This is a genomic window from Dethiosulfovibrio peptidovorans DSM 11002 (assembly GCF_000172975.1).
Lineage (GTDB): Bacteria > Synergistota > Synergistia > Synergistales > Dethiosulfovibrionaceae > Dethiosulfovibrio > Dethiosulfovibrio peptidovorans.
The window spans coordinates 1,581,418-1,605,662 of the sequence record NZ_ABTR02000001.1; the positions used below are offsets into that span (position 1 = coordinate 1,581,418).

20 protein-coding genes are annotated in these 24,245 nt (G+C 54.7%); 4 read left to right on the forward strand and 16 right to left on the reverse strand.

The annotated features are described in order from the left end of the window. Positions 1 to 54: 54 nt before the first annotated feature. The 8 genes from DPEP_RS07540 to DPEP_RS07575 form a co-directional block, all read right to left on the reverse strand. A complete protein-coding gene (locus DPEP_RS07540; protein WP_005660981.1) occupies positions 55 to 1,332 on the reverse strand; it encodes a TRAP transporter large permease in 1,278 nt (425 codons plus the stop codon). Between the two features lie 12 nt (positions 1,333 to 1,344). Continuing rightward, positions 1,345 to 1,884: a TRAP transporter small permease gene (locus tag DPEP_RS07545; protein WP_005660983.1), complete on the reverse strand. Its 540-nt coding sequence runs from the start codon at positions 1,882 to 1,884 to the stop codon at positions 1,345 to 1,347. 19 nt (positions 1,885 to 1,903) lie between these two features. Next, positions 1,904 to 3,073, reverse strand: a complete 1,170-nt coding sequence (locus DPEP_RS07550) for a M20 family metallopeptidase (RefSeq protein WP_005660984.1) — start codon at positions 3,071 to 3,073, stop codon at positions 1,904 to 1,906. A gap of 101 nt (positions 3,074 to 3,174) precedes the next feature. Next, positions 3,175 to 4,344: a PucR family transcriptional regulator gene (locus DPEP_RS07555; protein ID WP_005660986.1), complete on the reverse strand. Its 1,170-nt coding sequence runs from the start codon at positions 4,342 to 4,344 to the stop codon at positions 3,175 to 3,177. Positions 4,345 to 4,486: 142 nt separating this feature from the next. Further along, positions 4,487 to 6,160 (reverse strand): formate--tetrahydrofolate ligase, encoded by a 1,674-nt coding sequence (locus DPEP_RS07560; protein ID WP_005660974.1) that lies wholly within the window; start codon positions 6,158 to 6,160, stop codon positions 4,487 to 4,489. Positions 6,161 to 6,250: 90 nt separating this feature from the next. After that, positions 6,251 to 7,543: a D-serine ammonia-lyase gene (locus DPEP_RS07565; protein WP_005660988.1), complete on the reverse strand. Its 1,293-nt coding sequence runs from the start codon at positions 7,541 to 7,543 to the stop codon at positions 6,251 to 6,253. A gap of 28 nt (positions 7,544 to 7,571) precedes the next feature. Further along, positions 7,572 to 8,789, reverse strand: coding sequence for a serine hydroxymethyltransferase (locus tag DPEP_RS07570; RefSeq protein ID WP_005660990.1), 1,218 nt, complete (start codon positions 8,787 to 8,789; stop codon positions 7,572 to 7,574). 117 nt (positions 8,790 to 8,906) lie between these two features. Continuing rightward, a complete protein-coding gene (locus DPEP_RS07575; protein ID WP_005660992.1) occupies positions 8,907 to 9,443 on the reverse strand; it encodes an FmdE family protein in 537 nt (178 codons plus the stop codon). 136 nt (positions 9,444 to 9,579) lie between these two features. On the opposite strand from DPEP_RS07575, the gene DPEP_RS07580 reads away from it, so the two are divergent. After that, complete coding sequence (locus tag DPEP_RS07580) at positions 9,580 to 10,419, forward strand: Synerg-CTERM sorting domain-containing protein (protein ID WP_040382498.1); 840 nt, start codon at positions 9,580 to 9,582, stop codon at positions 10,417 to 10,419. A 58-nt stretch (positions 10,420 to 10,477) separates the two neighbouring features. Here DPEP_RS07580 and DPEP_RS07585 read toward each other — a convergent pair whose 3' ends face one another. From DPEP_RS07585 to DPEP_RS07610, 6 genes are all read right to left on the reverse strand, one after another. Continuing rightward, complete coding sequence (locus DPEP_RS07585; RefSeq protein ID WP_005660995.1) at positions 10,478 to 11,410, reverse strand: ABC transporter substrate-binding protein; 933 nt, start codon at positions 11,408 to 11,410, stop codon at positions 10,478 to 10,480. A gap of 34 nt (positions 11,411 to 11,444) precedes the next feature. Next, complete coding sequence (locus tag DPEP_RS07590) at positions 11,445 to 12,113, reverse strand: ABC transporter ATP-binding protein (RefSeq protein WP_198003059.1); 669 nt, start codon at positions 12,111 to 12,113, stop codon at positions 11,445 to 11,447. A 28-nt stretch (positions 12,114 to 12,141) separates the two neighbouring features. Further along, positions 12,142 to 12,915 (reverse strand): ABC transporter permease, encoded by a 774-nt coding sequence (locus DPEP_RS07595; RefSeq protein WP_005660998.1) that lies wholly within the window; start codon positions 12,913 to 12,915, stop codon positions 12,142 to 12,144. A gap of 80 nt (positions 12,916 to 12,995) precedes the next feature. Continuing rightward, a complete protein-coding gene (locus tag DPEP_RS07600) occupies positions 12,996 to 13,436 on the reverse strand; it encodes an FKBP-type peptidyl-prolyl cis-trans isomerase (RefSeq protein WP_005661000.1) in 441 nt (146 codons plus the stop codon). A 27-nt stretch (positions 13,437 to 13,463) separates the two neighbouring features. Beyond that, the gene (locus DPEP_RS07605) at positions 13,464 to 15,401 is read right to left on the reverse strand and encodes an ABC-F family ATP-binding cassette domain-containing protein (protein ID WP_005661002.1); all 1,938 of its coding nucleotides are present in this window, start codon (positions 15,399 to 15,401) and stop codon (positions 13,464 to 13,466) included. Continuing rightward, entirely contained in the window at positions 15,398 to 16,417 is a 1,020-nt protein-coding gene (locus tag DPEP_RS07610) for a coiled-coil domain-containing protein (protein WP_005661005.1), read from the reverse strand. The genes DPEP_RS07605 and DPEP_RS07610 overlap by 4 nt, the downstream gene beginning before the upstream one ends. Before the next feature lie 122 nt (positions 16,418 to 16,539). Here DPEP_RS07610 and DPEP_RS12835 point away from each other — a divergent pair, with 122 nt between their 5' ends. Next, positions 16,540 to 18,444 carry an HD domain-containing phosphohydrolase gene (locus DPEP_RS12835; protein ID WP_005661007.1) on the forward strand — a complete coding sequence of 635 codons (1,905 nt, stop codon included), beginning with the start codon at positions 16,540 to 16,542 and terminating at the stop codon, positions 18,442 to 18,444. On the opposite strand, the gene DPEP_RS07620 is transcribed toward DPEP_RS12835, so the two are convergent. Beyond that, positions 18,399 to 19,688, reverse strand: coding sequence for a BaiN/RdsA family NAD(P)/FAD-dependent oxidoreductase (locus DPEP_RS07620; protein WP_005661009.1), 1,290 nt, complete (start codon positions 19,686 to 19,688; stop codon positions 18,399 to 18,401). The two genes, DPEP_RS12835 and DPEP_RS07620, sit on opposite strands and share 46 nt — an antisense overlap. Positions 19,689 to 19,877: 189 nt before the next feature. On the opposite strand from DPEP_RS07620, the gene DPEP_RS07625 reads away from it, so the two are divergent. After that, a complete protein-coding gene (locus DPEP_RS07625; protein WP_005661011.1) occupies positions 19,878 to 21,098 on the forward strand; it encodes an iron-containing alcohol dehydrogenase in 1,221 nt (406 codons plus the stop codon). Positions 21,099 to 21,150: 52 nt separating this feature from the next. Here DPEP_RS07625 and DPEP_RS07630 read toward each other — a convergent pair whose 3' ends face one another. Beyond that, the gene (locus DPEP_RS07630) at positions 21,151 to 23,304 is read right to left on the reverse strand and encodes a Tex family protein (protein WP_005661013.1); all 2,154 of its coding nucleotides are present in this window, start codon (positions 23,302 to 23,304) and stop codon (positions 21,151 to 21,153) included. A 124-nt stretch (positions 23,305 to 23,428) separates the two neighbouring features. Between DPEP_RS07630 and thiD the strand changes: the two genes are divergently transcribed. After that, entirely contained in the window at positions 23,429 to 24,244 is an 816-nt protein-coding gene (thiD, locus tag DPEP_RS07635; RefSeq protein WP_005661015.1) for a bifunctional hydroxymethylpyrimidine kinase/phosphomethylpyrimidine kinase, read from the forward strand. Position 24,245: the final 1 nt, after the last annotated feature.

A 24,245-nucleotide genomic window follows, 5' to 3' on the forward strand; every position in this document is an offset into this window, starting at 1 on the left:
CTTTATGTATGTGCTGCTTTTGTGCCGCAGGGATCTCGTCCCTGAGATGCCGATTTACCTCGATATCGCCAGGTCCCTAAGGAAGAGGGCAATCTGCGGGAACATGACGAGAAGTGCCGAGATTATGACCATCATTATTATGAAGGGAGGAACTCCCTTCACCACGTCCAGATATTTCTGACGGAATATCGGAATCGCTGTGAATATGTTGCACCCGAACGGTGGTGTAGAAGATCCGATCGCGGCCTGAAGGGTCACTATCGTTCCCACTAGGACGTTGTCTAGCCCGGAAGCCGCTACAGGTCCTCTGAATATGGGGGTCAGGATCATTATTACCACCACCGGATCCACGAACATGCATCCCAGGAAGTAGGCGATGGATAAAACCGTAAGGATGCGAAGCTGAGTTGGATCGACCCCGAGCAGGGCCGGAAGAATTATATTCGGTATCCTGGCGAAAGAGATCGTCCAGGAAAAGGCCTGTCCCACGGCTATCAAAATGAATACAATTGCTGTGACCACCCCGGTTCGGAGAGCTAGTTTGGGAATGTCCTTAAATGTTATGGATTTATACACGAATCGCTCCAGAAGGAAAGCGTATAGAACCGAGACGGCTGCCGCCTCCGTAGGGCTGAATACTCCCGAGTAGATTCCTCCGAATATTATGAGAGGGAAGGTGAAGCTCAAAAGCGCCTCTTTCAGCGCGGTCATCCGTTCTTTCCACGTCGCCTTGGTCGCGATATTGTGGGGATCCGATACGAACCAGCAGTAGAGGGAAAAGAACAGGAAGATCAAAAGTCCGGGACCGACTCCGGCGATGAACAGTTCTCCAACCGAGGCTCCGCCGACGACGCCGTAGACGATCATATATATGCTTGGCGGTATCAGCAGTGCGATCTCGGCGGAGTTGATTATCAGTGCCGTGGAGAAAGAGGATGAGTATCCCGCGTCCATCAGCATCGGCCTCATCGGGCCTCCTATGGCGACCACCGTGGCCTGGGTGGAGCCCGATACCGCTCCGAACAGGGTGCAGGCGCCAGCTGTGGCTATGGGAAGTCCTCCTCTTTTATGACCTATGAACCTGACGACGAAGTGAAGCAATCTGTCCGCTACCTCGCCGGCGGTCATTATATCTGCGGCGAAGATGAACATAGGTACAGCTATAAGCGACATGGACTGTATCCCCCCGACGACCTGTTGCATCAGCATGGTAGGATCGAGGTTGGGAAAGTAGAAGATCAAAGTCACTAAGGCCCCCGCCATGAGAGGAACCATCATCGGGAATCCGAGAAGCAGCAAAGCCGTCATGACGCCTACAAGGGTTATCAACATCTGCCAGTCCCCCTAAACCATAAACTCGTCGGTTTCGCTCTCTCCGTCGACGACGTTAGGAGCGACGTAAATCTCGGAATTCCGTAGATTTTTGATGAACGTGAGCGCATATTGAAGTCCGGTCATGAAAAAACCAAGAGGGACCCACATGATTACTAGGTAGAGAGGGAATCTAAGAGCCGGAGACATCCGGCCGGATATAAAAAGTTTCATGGTATAACAGGAGGAATAGTAGCAAAGGACGAACATCAAAAAAGCGGTTCCGGCGGTCATTATGAGCATCATTATCTTTCTCATGGTTTCGGGCATCACGTCGTATATGGCGGACATCCTGATATGGACGCCTTTTCTCGCCGCGTAACTGGCACCTATGAACGTTACCCAGATTATGGTGAACTGACTTACCTCCTCCGCATAGGTCCAACTATGTTGAAACAGATTGCGACTTATAACGTTGCCTATGCTGACCAGCGCCATTACGATGATGCTATAGGCGACGACGTTTCTCTCGAAAATCTCGAAGAAACGGTTGATCTTTGCTAGTAGATTCATGAAAAACCCTCCAAAGTTTTTAAGACTTTCCGTTGTTTCCCATGGCATATCTTAGAAGTACTTCCGCAGCAGTACAGACCTCCTCGACCGAGATCCACTCGTCGACCGTATAGCTTCTGTTGTGGTCTCCAGGACCGAATATGACGAAGGGTATGCCCAGAGTCGGTACCAGTCTGGAGGCGTCGGTAAAGGGATGTATTCCGATCTCTTCCGATGGTAGATTAAGCGAAGTGCATATGTTCTTGAAATTAACCACCATTGGAGCACTGTGATGCATTCCCACCGGAGGCTGTGAGTTGACTTCTCTCATCTCGATTTTGAGTGAATCGGTCTGAGATTCCATCTCGTCCGCTATTTCTCTCGCTTTTTTCGCTATATCTTCCGAATCGATCGAGGGCAGAAGCCTTATATCCAGAACCCCTCTGGCTTTGCCTGGGACCACGTTGAGATTAGAGCCTCCTTCGATCTTGGTGACGGTGCAGCTGTTTCTTCCCAGAAGTCTGTGAGATGGCTCTTTGATCAGACTCTGGTTTAGACTGGATGCGAGTTTCATGAAGTTCGTGACGGCGTTCACTCCTTTTTCCGGTGTGGCACTGTGACATTCTTTCCCCTCTACCGATATCTCTAGCCAAAGGGCTCCTTTTTCGGCCAACGCTATAGACATAGATGTAGGTTCGACCACCACGAGTTCGTCCATCTCATCCATAAGTCCGCTTTTAAGAAGAGCGCCAGCTCCTATGCCGTTCAGCTCCTCGTCGGCGGATAGGCAAAGGTGGACGGGATAGGGCGGATTGATGCCGGACCTTACCATTGCCAGACCTGCGGCTATGATCGATGCCAATCCACCTTTGGCGTTGATGGTTCCCTTTCCGTAAATCTTTCCGTCTTCGTGTTCGGCCCCGAAGGGTGATCTGGTCCAGGAGTCGGGATTGTCCACGTCGATGGTGTCCATGTGTCCCACGAAGGCCAGGTTCTTCTCCTCTGAATCTCCCGGTATGGAGATCTTCAAAGAAGCCCTATTGCCCCCGTGTTCCAGTAGTTTTATTTTGACTCTATCCTCGGGAAACAGGGAGGCAATATAATTTGCGCAGTCCCTCTCGTCTCCTCTGGGAAGGGTGGTCCTTATCCTGACGAGATTTTGCAGTATTTGAACGATTTCTTTATCCGGAACTAGTTCGTGTCTTTTCACGGTTATCCCTCTTTCTGACTAAAGTATATAGCATGATTTTAGAAAAAGCCTTGTCCAACATGGACAAGGCTTTTTGGAGAAGTTGTCTTGTGAAGACAAAATCAGCTTGATGTAGATGGTCCAGATTGGCCCTTGAAACTATCGTGTATGAGAAAGATCCTCAGGGATAGACTGACGGCGAAACGCTGTTCGTTGTCGTCCAAATCTAGCGATAGCACCTCGCAGATCCTCTTGAAACGGTATTTTACCGTGTTGTAGTGAACGTACAGACTGTCCGCCGCTGTCCTGAGGTTCCAGTTCCCCCTGTCTATCGCCAGCAGGGTCGCCATCAGTTCCGTGTTGTTCGTTTTGTCATATTCTACAAGCGGACTTAGCTTTTGTCTCATGAAGTCTACACCGTCGCTCTTCTGTGCCAAGGTGGACAGGAGTTTATAGGCCCCGAGCTCGTTCCATCTGGCGATGGCCCAGTCTTTGAGAAAACGATCCATTATCTCTATAGCCTGACATGCTTCCCTGTAACTTTCTCCAGCGTCTATGAAGGAAGATCGAGGATCTCCTATTCCTAGTCTCACCTTTAGAGGAGTTATCTCGTCTCTTACGTAGCGACAAGTCTCGAATATCTCCTTGGAGCCGTTGGTCGACGAGGGAATCAGAAGTGCCAGATGGTGTCCCACGTTGGCGAAGATAAGCTTAGGGTAGAATGACCTCAGTCGATGACATATGGTCTGTCTTATCCTGTCTTCCGGGTCGGTATCCACTGCCATTGCGACCACCGCCGTCACAGATCCAGAAAGGTCCCATCCGAATAGAGAAGCTCTGTTCTCCAGTTCGTCTGGGTGCCTTATCCTGGAGAAAAGAAGGTCCTGAACGCAGTGGTCTCTGTATCTCTGTTCCACCTTGAGCTCGCTGTGTTTTCTATTGAGCAGTAGCCTAAGAGCCAGAGTTGCATTTTCCAATAAATCGGTAGTCGAAGAAGGATCTTCTCGCGGACGGTTAAGTATCAGAGTCCCCACTACGCTATTGTCCTGACTGACGGTCGTGTGATGGAATATCCGGAGTAGTTCTCGATGAGGATAGGTCTTTATCTGCTCGAAGAACTCGGTATTTCTGGAGAAAACGTGTAGTTTCCCGCTATTGAGCTTAAAGGCGCAGTCGAATCCGGATAGTTCGTGAATGGTTCGGAGAATGTCCTCCAGTCCTCCACTTTTTAGGAGGGTCTCGGCGAAAGGCGCAAAAGAGCGGTCTTTGACGGCGGGTGGAGTTTTTTTCAAGACGAGGTCTCCTCTAAAGGATTAGGGTCGGTATCCATACTTTCCAACGATCAGGAGTCCCTGTCAAGGGAGATTGCAAAACGGGCGAAAGTAGAAAAACCTTCGCCCGTTTCGTTTTATCATAAGCTGATTGGTGGAGTTACTAGAACAATCCGGAGATTCTTCCGTTTTCGTCGACGTCTATTGCCAGAGCGGCTGGTTTCTTGGGCAGTCCCGGCATGGTCATTATAGAGCCGGTTATGGCCACTATGAATCCGGCTCCGGCGGAGGCCCTTACCTCCCTGACCGTTACGGTGAAGCCGGTGGGTCGGCCCTTCTTTGCCGGGTCGTCGGAGATGGAGGCCTGGGTCTTGGCCATGCAGATCAGAAGATCGTCCAGACCGAGATCGTGAATAGCCTTTAGGTCCTTCTCCGCCTTGTCGGTGAAGCTGACTCCGTCGGCTCCGTAGATCTCCGTGGCTATCTTGGTGATCTTCTCCTTGGGACTCAACTTCTCGTCGTAGAGGAAGTGGAAATCGTTCTTCTCGTCACAGGCGGCTATGACCTTCTCGGCCAGGTCGATTCCTCCCTCGCCTCCCTTTGCCCATATTTCTGACAGGGCCACCGGGGCGCCGAGGGCTGCGCATTTCTCCTCGACCAGCTTGAGCTCCTCGGGAGTGTCGGTGGGGAAGGCGTTGATCGCCACCACCACGGGAAGCCCGAAGTTCTTCATGTTCTCTATGTGTTTCTCCAGGTTGGGAATGCCGGCGGCGAGAGCGTCCATATTAACCTCGCCCAGCTTGTCCTTGGAAACTCCCCCGTGCATCTTGAGGGCCCTCACCGTGGCCACTATCACCACCGCGTTCGGCTTCAGACCGGCCAGACGGCACTTGATGTCCAGGAACTTCTCCGCGCCCAGGTCGGCGGCGAAGCCCGCCTCGGTCACGAAATAATCCGCCAGTTTTAGGCCGTACTTAGTGGCCATGACGCTGTTGCAGCCGTGGGCTATGTTGGCGAAGGGACCGCCGTGTATGAAGGCCGGAACGTGCTCCAATGTCTGCACCAGGTTGGGTTTGAGGGCGTCTTTCAGCAGCATCGCCATGGCTCCCTGGGCCCTCAGGTCACCTGCCGTCACAGCCTTGCCTTCGTAGTCGTAGGCGACGATGATCTTGGCGAGCCTCTCCTTGAGATCCGAGATCCCCGAGGCGAGACAGAGAATGGCCATCACCTCCGAAGCCACCGTTATGTCGAAGCCGTCCTCTCTGGGCATGCCGTGGGGCTTGCCTCCTAGGCCTATGACTGTATGTCTCAGGGCCCTGTCGTTCATGTCCAGAACCCTCTTCAAGACGATCCTGCGGGGATCGATGTTCAGCTCGTTGCCCTGCTGTATCGAGTTGTCCAGCATCGCGGCGAGGAGGTTGTGGGCCGAGGTTATGGCGTGGAGGTCTCCGGTGAAGTGGATGTTGATGTCCTCCATAGGCACGACCTGGCTGTAACCACCTCCGGCGGCTCCGCCCTTGACTCCGAAAACCGGGCCAAGAGATGGCTCTCTGAGGGCCAGGGTGGTCTTCTTTCCCAGCTTGGCCAGGGCCTGGGCTAGACCTACCGACGTGGTGGTCTTTCCCTCTCCCGCCGGGGTGGGGGTAATGGCCGTCACCAGGATAAGCTTACCGTCCTCGTCATCCTTGATGCGGTTCCACAGATCGTAGGACACCTTGGCCTTGTATTTGCCGTAGTGTTCCAGGTCGTCCTCCTCTATGCCGAGTTGGGCCGCCACCTCCGTTATGGGTTTCATCTTAGCCTGCTGGGCTATCTCGATGTCCGAGAGAAATGCCATGTAAGAACTCCTCCTCACTCTTTTGTCTCGTTTTTGGGACGCACTGTCCCTCTTTTGCTCTTCGAAGATCTTACCTCACATCTCGATCGATCACAAGTCCGTATCATCCGGCAAAACGGGGGCCTTCAAGAGTCTCCGTCCTTTTTTTAACATGTCCTCGTATATTTCGTCTGGCAGAAAGCTTCCTCCTGTAAGCCAGGATATAGCCGTCTCGCCGGGAAGCGGAGAGAGCAGTAACGGACCCTGCAATCCTGCCGCCGCCGAGGGTTCTGCCTTGACCGACTCGGAACGGTCCACCAGATATTGAAGCTCGTAAAGGCGGTTGTCCTCCACGGTCATAACCCCGTCTATAAGATTGCGGCAGATGGACCATATCAGTTTCGACGGGGCTCCTACGGCAAGGCCGTCCGCCTCGGTTATTCCGTCTATGCCGTAATCCGAGACGGTGAGATCCGGGGTGTCCTGGACCATGGCCAGGGCCATGCAGGGAGCGTGGGTTGGCTCTACGAACCAGCATTTGACCGAGTCTCCGTACAGCTGTTTGAGTCCGAAGGCGATTCCTCCGGGAGCTCCTCCTACTCCACACGGTAGATATACCCTGAGTGGGTGTTTTTCGTCGACGATGACCTTCATTTCCTTGAGTTGATTTCTGAGCCTGAGAGCGGCCACTGCGTATCCCACGAACAGGAGTCGGGAGTTCTCGTCGTCCACGAAGTGACAGGTTTTGTCCTCACGGCAAATCCTTCGGCCTTCCGATACGGCTGCGCTGTAATCGTCGTCGTGTTCTACCACCTTTACGCCCTTGGATCTCAAAAGTCCCTTTTTCCAGTCCTTGGCGTCTCGGGACATATGGACCGTCACGTTAAAGCCCAGCTCGGCGGACATCACCCCTATGCTGATTCCCAGGTTTCCCGTGGATCCTACCGCTACCGAGTGACGGGAAAAGAGTTCCTTGAACTCCGGTTCTTCAAGAATCCTATAGTCTCGGTCTATCTCGAGTTTTCCCGATCTCAGAGCGATGGCCTCCGCGAGGGCGAGTATCTCGTGGATTCCGCCTCTGGCCTTTATGGAGCCTGCCACAGGCAGGTCGTTGTCTTTCTTCAGCAGCAGTCTCGGGAGGGTGGTCCCGTAGGATTTTTCCAAGGTTTTTTTCAGTTTTCCCGCCTCGGATAGAGGCGATTCGATGATCCCGTCCGCCGTTTCTGGAAAACGGGAGGCCAGATAGGGTGCGAAGCGATGAAGTCTTCCGTCGGCGTCGGCTACGTCCGACATGGTCAAAGGGAGCTCTCTCAATACGTCCTCGGCGGGAGATTTTCTGTCGTTTTCCCAGAACATGGGCTTTTTGTCTTTCAACAATCTAAGAGCATCGTCTTTCTTAACCATAAAATCGACCTCCCTGAGTGCTATAGTTTCACAGAACGGAGGAGGGGAATCGGCGACATAATTCGGCGGTCTCCTCCGATACGTTTTCTCCCGAGAGGGCCCTGGATATGAGGGCGGCGACGGTCTCCATCTCCGATGGACCCATCCCCCTCATGGCAGCTACCGTGGTGCCTATCCTTACACCGCTGGCTATCCAGGGCTGGAGGGGGTCGAAGGGGATCCCATTTCTGTTGACCGTGATTCCCGAACTCTCCAGAAGCCCTTCGCCCTCCTTGCCGGTGATGTTAAGGTTCCTCAGGTCCAACAGGACTATGTGACTGTCGGTTCCTCCTGTCACTGTCCGGAGCCCCCGTCTCGTCAGCCCCGAGGCCAGGGCCCTCGCGTCGTCCACGATGCGTCCGGCCAATACCTTGAATTCCTTGGTCGCAGCTATGGCGAAGCAGGCCGCCTTTGCCGCTACCAGAGAGGTTATCATCGATCCCTGATGGCCCGGGAATATGGCCAGGTCGATCTCCTTGGCGTATTTTTCACGGCAGAGGATGCAGCCACCTCTGGGACCCGGCAGAGTTTTGTAGAGAGAGAAGGTCACGAAGTCGCAAAAAGGAACGGGGTTTACGTGAATTCCCGCGGCGATCAGGCCTGCCGTATGGGCAACGTCGGCCAGTAGCATCGCCCCCGATTCGTCCGCTATTTCCCTGAAGGCTTTCCAGTCGATCTCTCTGGGATAGCTGCTGCCTCCCCCCACTATCAGTTTGGGCCTATGTATCATAGCCATATCTCGGAGCTGTTCCATGTCTATGAGCTCGTCGTCCTTTCTCACCCCGTAATGCACGAATCGGTAAAGTCTGCTGGCGATGTTTCTTTTGTGACCGTGAGATAGATGTCCTCCCGACGACATGTCCATGGATAGCACAGTGTCCCCTGGTTCCAGCACCGCCTGATACACCGCCAGGTTGGTGTTTGTACCGCAATGAGGTTGGACGTTTACGTGTTCCGCTCCGAACAGGGCTTTCGCCCTCTCTATAGCCAAGGTCTCTATCTCGTCCAGATAGATTCCCCCGGCGTAGTACCTCCTGCCGGGATATCCCTCTATGGTCCGGTTGGAGAGACAGCTGCCCGAGACTTCCAGGATGGCCCGAGGGGCTATACTCTGAGATGCGACCATGTCGAGGTGGTCTCTCTGTCTGTTCTCTTCAGCCTCTATGAGCTCTGCCAGCCGTTTGTCGTCTTTTAAGTTGAATGCCATTGTGACTATCCCTCCCGAAGTCGTTTTGTTTAGACTAGAGGGAAAAACACAAAAAGGCAATCGGTATTTTCCCGATCTTTTTACGGGAAATTCCGATCGCCTTCCCAGATTTCTAAGTCATCTTTCTCCGTGTCTCTCTCTGTAGCAGGGAAGGCAATAGACCTCTCCATCCATGTTTCTGGTCATGGATTCCATGGTTCCCTCGCCGCATCCGGCACAGATAAGGGTGTTCTCTCTGAAGGCCTTTGGGGGAAGTTCCTCCCTCGGTGCCCCTAATTCAAAGAGTTCTTCCAACGGAGCCTTTAGCAGATAAAGCCTGTATTCTTCCCTATCCATCTCCATGTTTAGGTTCGGTCTCAGGACCATTCTGACTCCCTTGCCGTCCCTACGTCGGTAGAAGGTGAAGGCCACCTTCCCGTAGTGGTGTAGTACGAGGTTCCCCTTTCCCAAAGTACAGTTGGTCATGTATTGGATTGCGTCGACACCGCACATATCGGTCTCGGATATGCACACCAATTCCTCGTCTCCGTCGCCCTCTCCCAACTCCCTCAAAGCCAGCTCCGAAGCCCTTATCCCTATGGCCAGTCCTGGACATTGATGGCCGTGAAACCTCTCCACCTCGTCGTATTTGTTCGCTTTCTTGTCCCGATTCAAAGCTATTTCCCCTCTCCGTTTAGTCCAAAACACTTCTCGTATTTTGTTCCATAGTCGCTAAAAGGGCAAGACTTTTTGTATACCTGCGCTTGACCGTAGCGGTGGAATAGGTGTATCGAATCGTCGATTCGACGGGGTGTTCCGTCCCGAGGATATCTCTGTTGAGACCGGTTGGAACACCGATGGTCCTATAGAGTTCTGGGTGGATCAGATGGGTATGAGTGCCGACGATGTCGTGATCTCCGGTTCCGCTACATCGGGAGATCGCTTGTCTCTTTCCGACAGTTGGTGCAACCGGAGAGATATCTCTTCCGAGGAAATTCGGATCTCTACGTCTCGGATTTTCTCGATCTTGAAGAAGGCGACGGCGACTCAGACGAAAAGGATGAAGGAGCTTAGGGCCAAGACGGTGAGCAATGTCTGTAGCTCTCCCTTCGTCGGCAGGATCTCGGTGGATGAGCCGGAGTCGGCCGAGGCGGATTCTCTTCCGACTCTCCAGGTAGGGAATAAAAGGGTAACTCCTAAGAAGACCTCCGAGGAGGAGCTCGAGAAAATATCCAGTATGAAGGGAATGGGTAAGTGCAGAAGAGGTCTTCTCTATGAACCCAGCACCTCCGGGACTGTGTTGAAGGGTACGGTTTCGGTGAAGCCTTCCGGAACTCTCGATACTTTCTTCGTGACGGAGAAATCCGATGGTGAACTCGATATGCTTTCCACCACCGAAGTAGCCGGGAGCTCCTTCGTAAGATCGAAAGAAAACGATGGTTTCTCCTTCGAGATTAAGAACGGAGATGATTTCGATCTCGATTCCGGAGACGGCATCAGGGCCAAGGTTTACGTAATCCAGTCGGTCAAGGATAGCGGTGAATCCGATTCTGACGAAAACGGAGACGGAGGTTCCGGTGGTTGTTCCGTTTCATTCTTTTCCGTCGCTTCCTTGCTTCTTCTGATTCCTTTGATGGTACTTCGCAGATAGGCATAAACGATACGATATCGAAAAGGCCGCTCTATCAAAAGCGGCCTTTTCGATATCCCTATATTGTTTTAACCATTTTTTCTATATCGATCTTATGGGGCAACATTCCGTTGTCGAACAGAAAATCCTGGGTTCTATTCAGTTCCTCCACGTCGGAAGGTCGAATCGTCGAGTCGAAGTCGTAGAGTGGAAGCATGGTCTTTACGTCGTCGATCGAGAGGCCCGTTTCCTCCGCCGTTATCTCTATGGCTCTTGCCCTGTCGTCCTCCAGCAGCTTGACGCTCTCCTCGTCCACCTTCATAAAACGTCGAACCAGATCGGGGTCGTCCCTGAGAAGCTCTCCTCTGACAGCGATAACGGTGGTGGCGTCTACAAAACCTTCCCCCGTCGTTATTATCCTAGCACCCCGTTCGGTTGACCTCAGTACAGCGGGGCCAGCGGCCAGACACGCGTCGACGCTCCCGTTCATCATCGCCGTTACTCCGTCGGCTAGCCCCATTCCCAGGAACTGGACGTCGCTTATCGATAACCCCTCTCTATTCAGGGCCGCTACCAGCAGTTGATGGAGTATGGTGCCCTTGGGACCGGCGATTTTCTTTCCCTTGAGATCGGCGATGGCCTCTATGTTCTCGTCTTTAGCCAGTATGGTAAAGGCCCTGGGCGAGCGGGCGAATATGCCGATCACCTTCAGGTCGACCCCGTTGGCGTAGGCTAGAATCGCCGATGTTCCACCGAGACAGTTGGCCACGTCTACCGATCCAGAGGCCAGACCGGCGGTCTGCTTGGGTCCGGCGGTCAATTCGGGGTGCGACACGGTGAAGCCCGGAAAGGCTTTTTCTATGAGTTTCAGTCTCTTCTGTAGGATAGACGGTACGTTGAGTGGGGCCTTTACGTACGTCACGGTCAAATCCCTCTTTCCCGCAGCCTCGGAGCCCACGGTAACGGATGCCAAAAGGGTCGCAGTCATCAACACTAAAATCAGTCTTCTCATTTGAATAAATCTCCTTTCGACGGAGTAGGGTCGGTCATCCCCCGTTTTCTATCGAGGCCAGTATGGACTCTCGAAGTCGATCTCTTTCCTCGAAACTCATGGACTCCGAATCGATCTCTTCCGTCACGGACAGAATCCTGCCGTTTCCCATCACCGCAATCCTGGAGGCTAGAAAGATGGCCTCGTCCACGTCGTGGGTTACCAGGACGGCAGTCAGTCCTCTGGCCTTTACCAGCGAGGAGAGCTCCCCCTGGAGCTCTCTCCTGGTGAAATAATCCAGCGCACCGAAGGGTTCGTCCATGAGAAGCATCTCCGGTTCATACGCTAGGGCCCTGGCCAGAGCTACCCTTTGAGCCATTCCTCCGGATAGCTGGTTCGGCATGGCCTTTTCGAAACGGGATAACCCCACCTGAGTCAGAACTCTTCCTGCCTTTTTCGCCCGATCGAGATCTCCCTCCAGCACCATCTCGACGTTCTTTCTCACCGACAGCCAGGGCATAAGCCTCGGTTCCTGGAAGACCACCCCTATGGAGCCCCCGTCTCTTCCCAGAACCTCTCCTGTCGAGGGACGCTCAAGCCCCGCCATTATCCTGAGCAGAGTAGTCTTGCCGCAGCCGCTTTTGCCCAGGATCACGGTGAAGGATCTTTCCGGGATCCTAAAGGACAGGTCCTTCAGTGCTTTCATAGTCGTTCCGTCAGCCATCGAGTAGCATTTGCAGACCGACTTTAGTTCAGCCCTCATCGTCGAACGTTCCTTCCCAGGGAGTCAATTTGAGAGATAATCTCAGGAAAGCGTGGTCGGACAGGCTTCCGACGATCCCCATCAGTATGACCCATAGGACTATGACGTCCGATCGCGAAAGCTGTTCCGCATCGTGTATCGCGTATCCTATGCCCGAAGACGCGGCTATAAGCTCAGCACCTATTAGAGAACGCCAGCTGTAACTTAGCCCCACCCTCATCCCTACCAGGACGGAGGGGAGGGCCGAGGGAAGAAGGATCTCCATGAAGCGCCTTTTTCGGGACATCCCGAAGACTTTTCCGACCTCGAGCAATCCCTTATCGCAGGAGTCGACCCCTTTTCTGGTATTTAGAAGAAGGGGAAAAAACGTGGCCATGATTATCACTACTATCTTGGACGGTTCCCCTATGCCGAACCACAATATCAGCATGGGCATCACGGCCAGAGGAGGGATGTGTCTCAGAAAATCCAGCGTCGGATCGGTCAGCCGTCTAGCCTCGGGCGACAGCCCAAGGACGAAACCGAGAGGAACCGCCGTGGCAGTAGATATGGCGAATCCGGTCAGTACTCTGAAACAACTGGCTCCCGTATGCCTTGCCAGACTACCGTCGGCTACGGCGTCTTGCAGTGCCTGGAGCACTCTCCCGGGGTTAGGAATAACGTAACCGTTCCACATTTCCGTGGAGGATCCGAGCCACCATATGGATAGCACGACTGCCGGGAAGAGAGCCCCCCTCGCTAAGCTGACACGCGTTTTTCTCATGTCGTCTCTACCTCCGTCGGAAAAAGAAGGAGAGGCCCGCCTATAACAGGGGGCCTCTCCAAACTGAGTCTATTCGGCCTCTACCCCTCGGCGGGGACGACCTCGACCATGGTTATCTTGAAGGTCAGTTCCTCTCCGGCCAGACGATGGTTGCCGTCCAGCGTTACGACATCCTCGTCCAGTCCCGCTATGGTGACGGGGAAGACTCCTCCCTCTGCGGAGGTAACCGAAAGCTGATCTCCTATCGAGGGCTCGTATCCCTCGGGAAGCTGCTCTCGTCCGACGGCGAAGAGGAGCTCCTCGTTCCTCGGGCCGTAGGCCTTCTCGGGAGGAAGAACTATTGTCTTTTCCTCTCCCTCGGACATTCCCAGGACTCCCTCATCGAAACCCGCTATCATCTGTCCGGCTCCTACCGTGAAGGCCAGGGGATCCCTCTCGAGGGAGGAATCGAAAACGGTTCCGTCCTTCGTCGTTCCGGTGTAGTGGACTTTGACGTGGCATCCTGCGGTTGTCTTTGTCATTGGCAAAAATCCTTTCCTATCTTTTCGTCAGGCCTGAGCCTCGACGCTCTCTATTGCCTCCATGAGCTCTTCCCACCGGGCCATAGCCCGGTCGAGCTCGTCCTCGACGTTCTTCAGGTCCACCATGAGGTCCCGTACCCTGGAGGAGTCCTCGAGGGTCTTCGGGTCGCATAGATCCTCGTGTATGGTCTCTTTCTTCGTCTCCAGGTCGGATATGGTCTTTTCCAGAGGAGCAAGTTCCTCCACGAATCTTCTCTTCTCACGGTAGATCCTGTTACGCAGCTCCGCCTCCGCTCGTTTTCTGTCCTTCAGCGAAGGGACTTCGTCGTTTTTCCCGGGGATTGACTCCGCCTCTTCCATAATGGTCTGATCTCTTTTTTCGATAAAATAGCTGTAATTTCCGGGGTAATCGTACAGTTTTCCGCCCCGAATTTCAAGTACCCTTTCGACCAGATTGTCCAGAAAATAGCGATCGTGGGATACGATTATCATTGTTCCGTCGTATTCCAGCAAAGCCCTTTGAAACAGCTCCTTGGTGGACATGTCCAGATGGTTGGTCGGTTCGTCCAGCACCAGAAAATTCGTCTCCTGGAGCAGAAGCTTGACCAGGGCGACCCTGGACTTTTCTCCGCCGGACAGGACCGATATCCTCTTGTGTATGTCCTCTCCGGAAAAGAGGAACGCTCCCAGCAGGGTCCTCTTCCCCTCGGGGGAAAGCCTGTCGGAGGATCGGTCTATCTCCTCCCAGATGGTGTTGTCGTAGTCCAGGTTCTGGCTGCTCTCCTGGGAGAAGAAACCCATGGATACGTTATGCCCCAGCTCGACGAAACCCTCGTCGGGCAACTCCCTTCCTGCGATCAGCCTCGAGAGGGTCGATTTACCGGCACCGTTGACACCCACCAGGGCCACCTTTTCACCTCTGGTGATCTGGAACTCCAGTTCGTCGAACACGGAGAGGTCCCCGTAGGATTTGGACAGTTTCGCCGTCTTCAGCACCGAATGGCCGCTTCTTGGGCATTTGGGGAATCGGATGGACACGGTCTTACCCGGCCCGTCTATCCTTACCTCTTCCATTCGCTCCAGTTTCCTTATCCTGCTTTGAACCTGGGCGGCTTTCGTGGCCTTGTATCGGAAGCGGTCTATGAACTGACGGGTTTTCTCTATCTCCTCCTGTTGTTTAAGCCGCTCCTTCTCCAGCTGTTCCAGTCTTCTGGCGCTTTCCTCCATATACTGGGAGAAGTTGCCTTTGTACTCGCATATTCTGCGGTTGGACAGCTCCGCTATGGACCCCATGATCCTGTCCATGAAGCGCCTGTCGTGAGATATGGCCACCACCGTTCCGGGATAGCTCATCAGCCATCCCTCGAGCCACTCCATGCTTTCGGTGTCCAGGTGGTTCGTCGGCTCGTCCAGTAGAAGCACGTCCGGTTTGGACATCAGGGCCGCCGCCAGGGAAATCCTCATCTTCCAGCCGCCGGAGAACTCGGACGTAGGTCTGTCACCGTCGGCTGGGGAAAAGCCCAATCCCTTTATGGCTTTCTTCGCCATGGCGTCGAAAGAGTATCCGCCAGCTCTCTCGAAGGCCTCCATGGCCCTCTCGTATCTCTCCAGGGCTCTCCTCTGCTCCGGGCTGTCCGGGATGGTCCTTCCGAGCTCGTCCTCTGCTTTTCTGAGAGAGCTTTCCAGCTCGTCTATGCCGGCGCTTTCCTTTATATAAGACATGACGGATACATTCGGTAACTCGTGCAGGTCCTGAGGCAGGTAGCCCACCTTGGCCTTCGATGGCATGGCCACTGTCCCGCCGTCGGGCTCTATAAGCCCCATCAAGACCTTGAGCAGGGTGGTCTTGCCCGATCCGTTGGCTCCCACCAGGCCGACCTTGCTCCCGTCCAGTATCCGCCATGAAAGGTCGTCGTATAGAAGCTTCCCTCCCAGGGTGAGCCTGAGATTACCTATGTCGATCATGAGTCCTTTTCTTCTCCGTCGCTCCAGCGTCCGCTGCTTCTAGCCTTCTCCAGCTCGAGATAGTACTTTCGTTTCATCTCGTCCAGCTCCAGGGCCATGCGGCTCTCGAACTCTTTCTTGGCGAGCTCCAGTTTTCTGGCGTGCTCCGATTCCAGTTGGGCTAACCTGTGGTCCTTCAGAGACATCTCCCTTTGTTTCTGCCCTAGTTCCTTCTCGAGGGCGGTGATCCGGGAGCTTTTTTCCCTCTCCAGATCCATCAGTTCTTTTCGGGCTCTTTGCTCCAGATCCCTAAGGTCGTCCTGGGCCCTTCTCTCCATGACCTTCAGCTGGTCCTTCAGGGAGGCTATCTGTCTGACGAATTGCTCCCGGATCTCCTTTTTCTCCGAATTGACCCGGTCCATCTCCTCGACTATGGCCCTCTTTTCTCTGTTAAGCCGTTCTCTTGCCACCGATTCCTCCGCGTTGAGGTCGGTAAGGTTACGAATCCTGTCCTCTAGGGAGCATTGGATGTCCTGTAGTTTGTTCTTCTCCTGCTGGAACTGGTTGTTCATATCCTCGATCTTGCCTGCGTGGAGTCCTTCGATTTTCTTTATTTCGCTTCGAAGCGACTCTATCTCCTGGAGCAGGACGTATCTCTCGCCCTTGAGCGACTCGTTTTCCTTTCTCTGTACCTCCATGGCTCTCAGAGAGTTATTGGTGCGGTCCAGCTCTTCCCTGAGGTCCCTGCACTCCTGTTCGGAGCGCTGAAGCTTTTTCTCACAGTTTTCCTTGCCCGTCTCGAGGGAGTCTTTGTCCTGTTGGACCATCTCGAGCCTCTGGTTCGTGTCTCGGAACTCCCTCTCCAGGGATAAAAGATTGTCCTTTAAGGTCTCTATGCTTTTGTCCCTGGTTTCAAGTTCGTCGTGTATCTTCTGCCTGAAAAGATGGATCGAGCTATAAAGGGTCTCCATCGTCTCGCAGACCTTTTTCTCCTCCTCGCTTTCCGTGAAGGAGACTATTCTGTCTCTATCGTCCATGTCATATCACCTCGTTCGATGCGACCTTCAGGGACCCATTATAACAACGGCCCTCCCTTTTGTAAGATGTCGGGTATAATTCCCGGAGAGAATCTTCTTGAAAAGCCGGAGGTGAGTCGATTTTGGATTCCTCTAAAAAGTCGGTGGAAGAGGCGGTATACCGTTTTTTCGACCGATACAGCGTCAGAGATCTGGAGGGTACATTGGAATGCTTTATCCCCGATGAAGGGCTTTATGTAGGAACGGGAGTCGACGAGGGTGGAGCAGGTATAGAGGGAATCCGAGCCATGATGGAACGTGATTTTAACAGTACGTCTTCCATTAAAATAGTCATCGAGGACCTCTGGAGCAGGGTATCCAGAGACGGAAAGAGCGCCTGCGCTTTCGTTCGAGGTAGAATGCACGCCTGCCTTGTGGATGGACATCTACTGGTCCCTCGTTTCAGAAAAACGATGTTTCTCGAACTTCATGACGATAGATGGCTCCAGTCTCATTCGCACATGTCTTTTCCCTGCATGGAGCAGGACGAAAAGAGCTCCTTCCCTGCGGTTAATCTCAAGGGGCGATACGATCTTCTTTTCAGTAGAACCATAGACTCCATTCTCTTCCTGTCGCCACATACGTTGGATGTAATAGAGGCGAACCATGCGGCCCGTTCTCTGTGGGGCTTTTCCAAGGTAGAGTTGGAGGATCTTTCTCTGAAAGATCTTACGGGTGAAGAGACTTTCTTGAGGGTGAGGCAATTGTTCCTCGAAGAGGGCAGCTCTATGTTTTCGCTCGAAGGACTCGCGCTGAGAGAAGATGGAAGTGAGTTGGAGGTGGAGATCTCCTTGGAGAGGGTCTCAGTCGCCGGGTTGAGCTCCTGTCTTTGTATTGTAAGGGACATCTCCGATAGAAAAAAACAGGAGCGGGCTCTGCTTCGCTGTCTGGAGTTCGAGAAATTGATCTCCAGTCTGTCGTCCAAGGTGCTGTTGAAGGATGATTTGGACGAAGCTATCGAATTTGCCTTGGCCGCTTTGGGAAATTTTTCCGGTGCGCGATCCTGCTACATATTCCAGTTTTTCGATCGAGGATCCATACGTTGTATGACTCACTGCTGGGAGAAGTTGAAAGGAACTGTGGAGCGATCCAATTTTCAGGATTTCCCGAGCGATAAATTCGAATATTTTGTGGCCCGTCTCGAGGCAGGCGATCCTATCGTCATAGACGATGTACCGGCGATGGGAGACGAATGGGGCCTCCAGAGGGAGCTTCTGCAGAGACAGGGGCTGAAGTCATTCGTGGTGGTTCCCTTCTTCGTCTCGGGTCATCTGAAAGGTTATCTGGGGTTCGACGATGTCTGGGATTCCCGAAATTGGACTCCGGAGGATCTCGTGTTGCTGCAGGCCTTCTGCGATGTCTTGAGCCAGGCCATGGTCAAGAGAGAAGGGGAGGCCCGGCTCAGAAAAACCATGAACAGCAGCATAGAGGTGCTCTCCCGGGCGGTGGAGCAGAGGGATTTGTTTACCTCGGGACATCAGAAAAGGGTGTCCTCCCTGGCGGAAGCCATAGGGGTTAAACTAGGCTTCGACCCCTATCGGGCCGAGGGGATCAGGATTGCCGGGTTGCTCCACGATATAGGCAAGATAAACGTGCCTGCCGAGATACTGAACAAGCCCGGCCCTCTCTCGGCTCTGGAGTATCAGCTGGTCCAGAGGCACCCGGAGATAGGAAGGGACATCCTTGGCGACGTACACTTTCCGTGGCCCATAGCCGAGGCGGTGCTTCAGCATCATGAAAGGTTGGACGGGTCCGGCTATCCTCATGGACTGGTCGGCGACGCCATATCCCTGGATGCCAGGATACTTGGCGTCGCCGACGTGATGGAGGCTATGTGCTCCCATCGTCCCTACAGGCCCAGCCTAGGGTTGGACATCGCCTTAAACGAATTGAGGAAAAACAGAGACGTCCTTTACGATTCGGACGTCGTGGACGCCTGTTTTCAGCTGGCAGAGGAGGGATTCTTCTCCGAGCCGCCCTTCGCATAGAGGCCCGCCTCGTTCCCGGCCACGTAGCCGGTGGACCAGCATACCTGTAGATTGTAGCCCCCGGTGGGGCCGTCCAGATCCAGAATCTCCCCGGCGAAGAAAAGCCCGGCGGTCTTTTTCGATGCCATAGTCTTGGGATCCACGTCCTTCAACGAGACTCCTCCAGAGGTTATGACGGACCATCGATATCCTAAAAAACCTGTAGGGGTTATGGGAAGGGATTTTACCGCCTCTATGAGATCCTTTCTTTGCTCCTTGGTGACCTCGTCCACCCTGGTTTCCGCCGGGATCCCAGCGGCCTCCATTATCACCGGGATTATGGCCCGGGGCAGCAGATCCTTCAGGCCGTTCTTCAACAGCTCTCTCCTGTGGGCCTCCAGGTCCCTAAGGATCCTGGCGTTCAGCTTACCCTTGTCCAATGCTGGTTTTAGATCCAAAAACAAGGTGGAGGGGCCCTTGGTCAAGGACGCCCCTATCTCCTTGGCCATATCCATCACGATAGGTCCGCTTATGCCGAAATGGGTGAACAGCATCTCTCCGAAACGGTCGGATACCCTCTTCCCTCCCCTCCACAGGGAGAGAGACACGTTTCTCAATGTTAGTCCCTGTAGCTCGGAGCACCACGTCTCCTCGGTCTTCACCGGGCATATGGCTGGCTCTGGCCCTACTATGCGGTGTCCCGTATCCTTCGCCCAGCTATAGCCGTCGCCGGTGGACCCGGTGCCGGGATAGGACATTCCTCCGGTGGTCACTATCACCGAAGAAGCCGACATGGTTCCTCTATCGGTAACTATCCCGGTGATCTTGCCGTCGGAGACGGTCAACCCTCGGGCGGTGGTCGCGGTGAATATCTTGACCTTCCCCTCGAACATGAAGTCGCTCAGGGCGTTTACGACGTCCTCGCTGTTCAGTCCGGTCTCGGGGAACACCCTGGATCCTCTCTCGACCTTGGTTGCCACCCCTCTGGATCGGAAGAACTCCAGGGTATCCTCCACTCCGAAACGACTGAGAGATGAAAGCAGAAACCGGCCGTTTCTGCCGAAAGGGTCCACCAGCTTCAGAGGATCTTTCTCCATGTGGGTCAGGTTGCATCGTCCCTTGCCGGTTATTGCAAGCTTGACTCCGAGCCTGTCGTTCTTCTCCACCAACGCCACTGAGGCGCCGGTCTCGGCGGCCTTCCCAGCTGCCATCATTCCAGCCGGTCCGCCTCCTACGACTATGACGTCGAACTTCTCTAATTGCACTTTAAAAACCCCTCCCGATAACTTCGTGAGGTTATCATACCATCACCCCGAGGGAATCCAGTGGTTAAACAATATGTTCTTTTTCTTCTTCTCGTTAGGCCCCTTGACCTGTATAATGTATATTGCTAATCTTGTCACAAAGTAGAACCGAGGCCGAATTCGGTCCATAGAGAAGAGGAGGAATGACCTATGTGGGATGCCAAGATGCCTATTCACGAGATACGAGAGATAAGGGCCAAGACCACAGTCTACCTTGGAGTAGGAGCCATCGCCAAGATAGACGACATCGTGGGGGATCTTAAGGGAAAGGGAATCGAGAAGGTGCTCTGCGTTACTGGGAGAGGGTCCTATAAGAAGACCGGTGCCTGGGATCACGTCACCGCTGCCTTCGAGAAACACGGAGTCGAGCACGTTCTGTTCGACAAGATTCGTCCCAATCCCGAGGCCGACGACGTCGACGCAGCCGCGAAGATGGGCCGCGACTTTGGCGCACAGGCGGTGGTAGCCATAGGTGGAGGAAGTCCCATAGACGCTGGAAAGAGCGCCGCCATCCTCATGGAGTACAAGGACCAGGATGCCAGGAGCCTCTACGAGTTCAAGTTCACCCCGGAGAAGGCCGCTCCCATCGTGGCCATAAACCTGACCCACGGAACCGGAACAGAGGCGGACCGTTTTGCCGTCGTGACCATACCGGAGAAGGAATACAAGCCGGCCATCGCCTACGATTGCATCTATCCCGCCTACGCGATAGACGATCCGGCACTCATGACCGGTCTGTCCGCCGCTCAGACCCGCTTTACCGCCATAGACGCGATCAACCACGTCACGGAGGCGGCCACGACCAAGGTCGCCACTCCCTACACCGTCCTTCTGGCCAAGGAGGTGGTGCGTCTGGTGGCTAAATACCTGCCTCAGGCTCTTCAGAATCCCGATGATCTCACCGCCCGCTACTATCTGCTTTACGCCTCCCTTATAGCGGGGATATGCTTCGACAACGGCCTGCTTCACTTCACACACGCTCTGGAGCATCCCCTGAGCGGCGTGAAGCCCGATCTGGCCCACGGTCTGGGGCTCGCCATGATCCTTCCTGCCGTGCTGCGCCAGATATACGTGGCTCAGCCCGAGGTCCTGGCGGAGCTCTACGCCCCCATAGTATCGGACCTCAAGGGAATTCCCGCCGAGGCCGACATGATGGCCCGCAAGGTCGAACGCTGGCTTTACGACATGGGAGTCACCTCCAAGCTTTCCGACGAGGGCTACACCGATGCGGACATCCCCAAGTTGGTCAAACTGACTCAGACCACCCCGTCGCTGGACGGACTGCTCTCCATGGCTCCCGTTCCCGCCGGAGCGGACGTCATAGAGAGGATCTACAGGGACTCGATGAACCCCTACGTGTGCTGCTGCTGATCTTTAAATCAAAAGAGGAGAGGCGATCCAGCTGGGTCGCCTCTCCTCCTTTTTATTTTTCGTCCGTTTTGGGAAAGTCCTTCTTCTTCATCGATAGGGATAGCCGCTTTCTCTTCAGGTCTACGTCCAACACCGCTACCTCCACCGTCTGTCCCGGCTTGGCCGCCTGATGGGGGTCCTTTACGAAACGATCGGACAGGCGACTGACGTGGACCAGGCCGTCCTGGTGAACTCCGACGTCCACAAAGGCTCCGAAATCCGTGACGTTGGTCACTATTCCCGGCAGAACCATACCGGCCCTAAGGTCCGACAGCTCGGACACGGAGGGATCGAAGGAGAAGGGCTGAAGCCTTTCCCTAGGGTCCCTGCCGGGCTTAGCCAGCTCTGACAGTATGTCGTTCACCGTAGGCAGTCCCACGTCTCCTCCGACGTAGCGACCGGGATCTATGGATTTTCGCAGTTCCCCGTCCTCCAGAAGGTCCGAGATGGACCTGCCCAGATCTTCGGCCATGGAGTTGACCAGGTCGTATCTCTCGGGGTGGACGGCGCTGTTGTCAAGCGGATGGGAACCTCCCCTGATCCTGAGAAATCCCGCCGCCTGCTGGTAGGTCTTTGGTCCCAGGCCGGATACCTTCAGTAGATCCTTTCTGGTCTTGAAGGGGCCTTCCTTTCGTCTTCTCTCGACCACAGACTTGGCCAGTTTGAGGCTCAGTCCGGAGACGAAGGAAAGAAGCTGAGGACTGGCGGTGTTGACCTCCACCCCTACGGAGTTGACGCAGGACGCCACGACGTCGTCCAGGGCCTTCTTCAGTTCCTTCTGGTCCACGTCGTGCTGATACTGACCGACCCCGATGGATTTCGGGTCCACCTTCACCAGCTCCGCCAGAGGATCCATCAGCCGTCTGCCGATGGAGACCGCCCCCCGGTAGGACACGTCGAGGTCGGGAAACTCCTCTCTAGCCAGGGCGGAAGCCGAATATATGGAGGCTCCGCTCTCGTTGACCGAGTATATCTCGGCTCCCTCGGGCAGACAGTCCTTCAGGAACGCCTCCGTCTCCCTTCCGGCCGTTCCGTTGCCCACCGCGACCGCCTCTATGCCGTATTGGCCGAATAGCTTGGCCACGCTTTCCATAGCCTGCTCTCGTCTCGCCTGAGAAGTGTGGGGGAAGACCGTTTCGTGATGGAGCATCTCTCCGGTCTCGTCCAGACAGACTAGCTTGCATCCCGTCCTGAACCCTGGATCCAGGGCCATCACCCTCTTCTGTCCAAGAGGAGGGGCCATCAGTACCTCCCTGACGTTCTTGACGAAAACGGAAATAGCCTCTCTGTCGGCCTTGCTCTTCAGGGCCTTTCTGGCCTCTGTCTCCATAGAGGACTCCAGCAGTCTCTTGTAGCCGTCCTCCACCGCCTCTTTCACCTGATTAGAGTCGGCCTTTTCGCCCTTGACGAATCGGCTCTCCAGTCTGTGGATGGCCGCCTCCTGAGGAGGACGGACCGACACGGAGAGAACTCCCTCGGACTCGCCTCTGAACATCGCCAATATCCGGTGGGAGGGGGCCTTCGCCATGGGCTCCTCCCAGTCGCTCCAGTCGGCGAAACGAGACCCTTCCTCCTCCTTGCCCGGTTTCATCTTGGCCTTCAGAGTTCCTCGGCGGACGAAAAGGGCCCTCATCTCCATCCTGGCCTCTCCGTTCTCGCTTATCTCCTCGGAGATGATGTTTCTCGCTCCTTCGAGAGCCTCCTGGATCGAGTTCACCCCCTGTTCCTCGTCCAGAAAGCGGGACGCCTCCGCCTCGAGGTCGGCACCCTCCTGAGACATTATGATCCGAGCCAGAGGCTCCAGCCCCTTCTCCCTGGCTACCGTCGCCTTCGTCCGCCTCTTGGGTCGGAAGGGCAGGTATATGTCCTCCAGGGCGGTCATGGTAGCCGCCTTGTCCAGCTTGGCCTTAAGCTCCTCTGTCAGAAGGCCTCTCTCCTCCAGAGAGCTCACCATGGATGCCCGACGTTTGTCCGTCTCGGCGAGCCTCTCCAGACCGTCCCTTATTCCCGCTATGGCGACCTCGTCCAGGCTTCCAGTCGCCTCCTTGCGATAACGGGCTATGAAGGGAACGGTGCATCCTTCCTCCAACAAGGCCGCCGTGGCCTCGACGTTCTTTCGGGGTATGCGGAGCTCCTTGGCCAGGATCTCCTGGTGAGATAGTTCCATATTTTAAAATCGCCTCCGTATTAGTCGATCCGTATCGATCTTACATAATACAGCAAAGGTCTGGAAAAATGGGGTAGAAAGGGTTATCTTGTCTATGGTAGCGATACTTCAGGAGGTGTATTTATTGTCCATTTACAGAGGGCTCGCCATGACCGTGGCGGGCAGCGATTCGGGAGGTGGAGCTGGGATACAGGCGGACCTCAAGACCTTTGCGGCCCTGAGGGTCTTCGGAACCTCCGCCTTGACCGCCGTTACGGCTCAAAACAGCCTGGGAGTTCAGGCCATACACGATATACCGCCTGAAATTATATACGAGCAGATGAAATCGGTCTTGTCCGACTTCTCCATAGGGGCGGTCAAGACCGGCATGTTGGGAAAAACTGACGCCATAGGAGTGGTCTGTCGGGCGGTAAGGGATTTCTCCGTCCATAAGCTGGTGGTGGACCCGGTGATGATAGCCCAGAGCGGCGACTCTCTCATCCAGGACGACGCTGTATCGGCCATAAAGGAGGAACTGTTGCCTCTGGCTACCTTGGTGACGCCCAACGTCCCGGAGGCGGAGAGACTAAGCGGGCTGGAGGTATCCGACGTGGAGGGCATGATCGCAGCGGCCTCCGCCATAGCAGGAATGGGACCTCAGGCCGTGTTGGTAAAGGGAGGGCATCTGGAGGGCGAGAAGGTGGTCGACGTACTGTGGAGCTCGGGTAAACCGATCAAGTTCGAGTCTCCCAGGATAGACACGGAAAACAACCACGGCACCGGCTGTACCCTCAGCGCAGCCATAGCCTCCGAACTTGCCGCCGGATGCGAGCTGGACCTGGCGGTGGAAAGAGGTCGGGCCTATCTCATGATGGCCCTGGAGAGGGGCTTCAAGCCAGGCAAGGGATACGGCCCCACCGGTCACGCCGTGACCCCCGATTGGGTTAAGAAAGGAGAGTAGA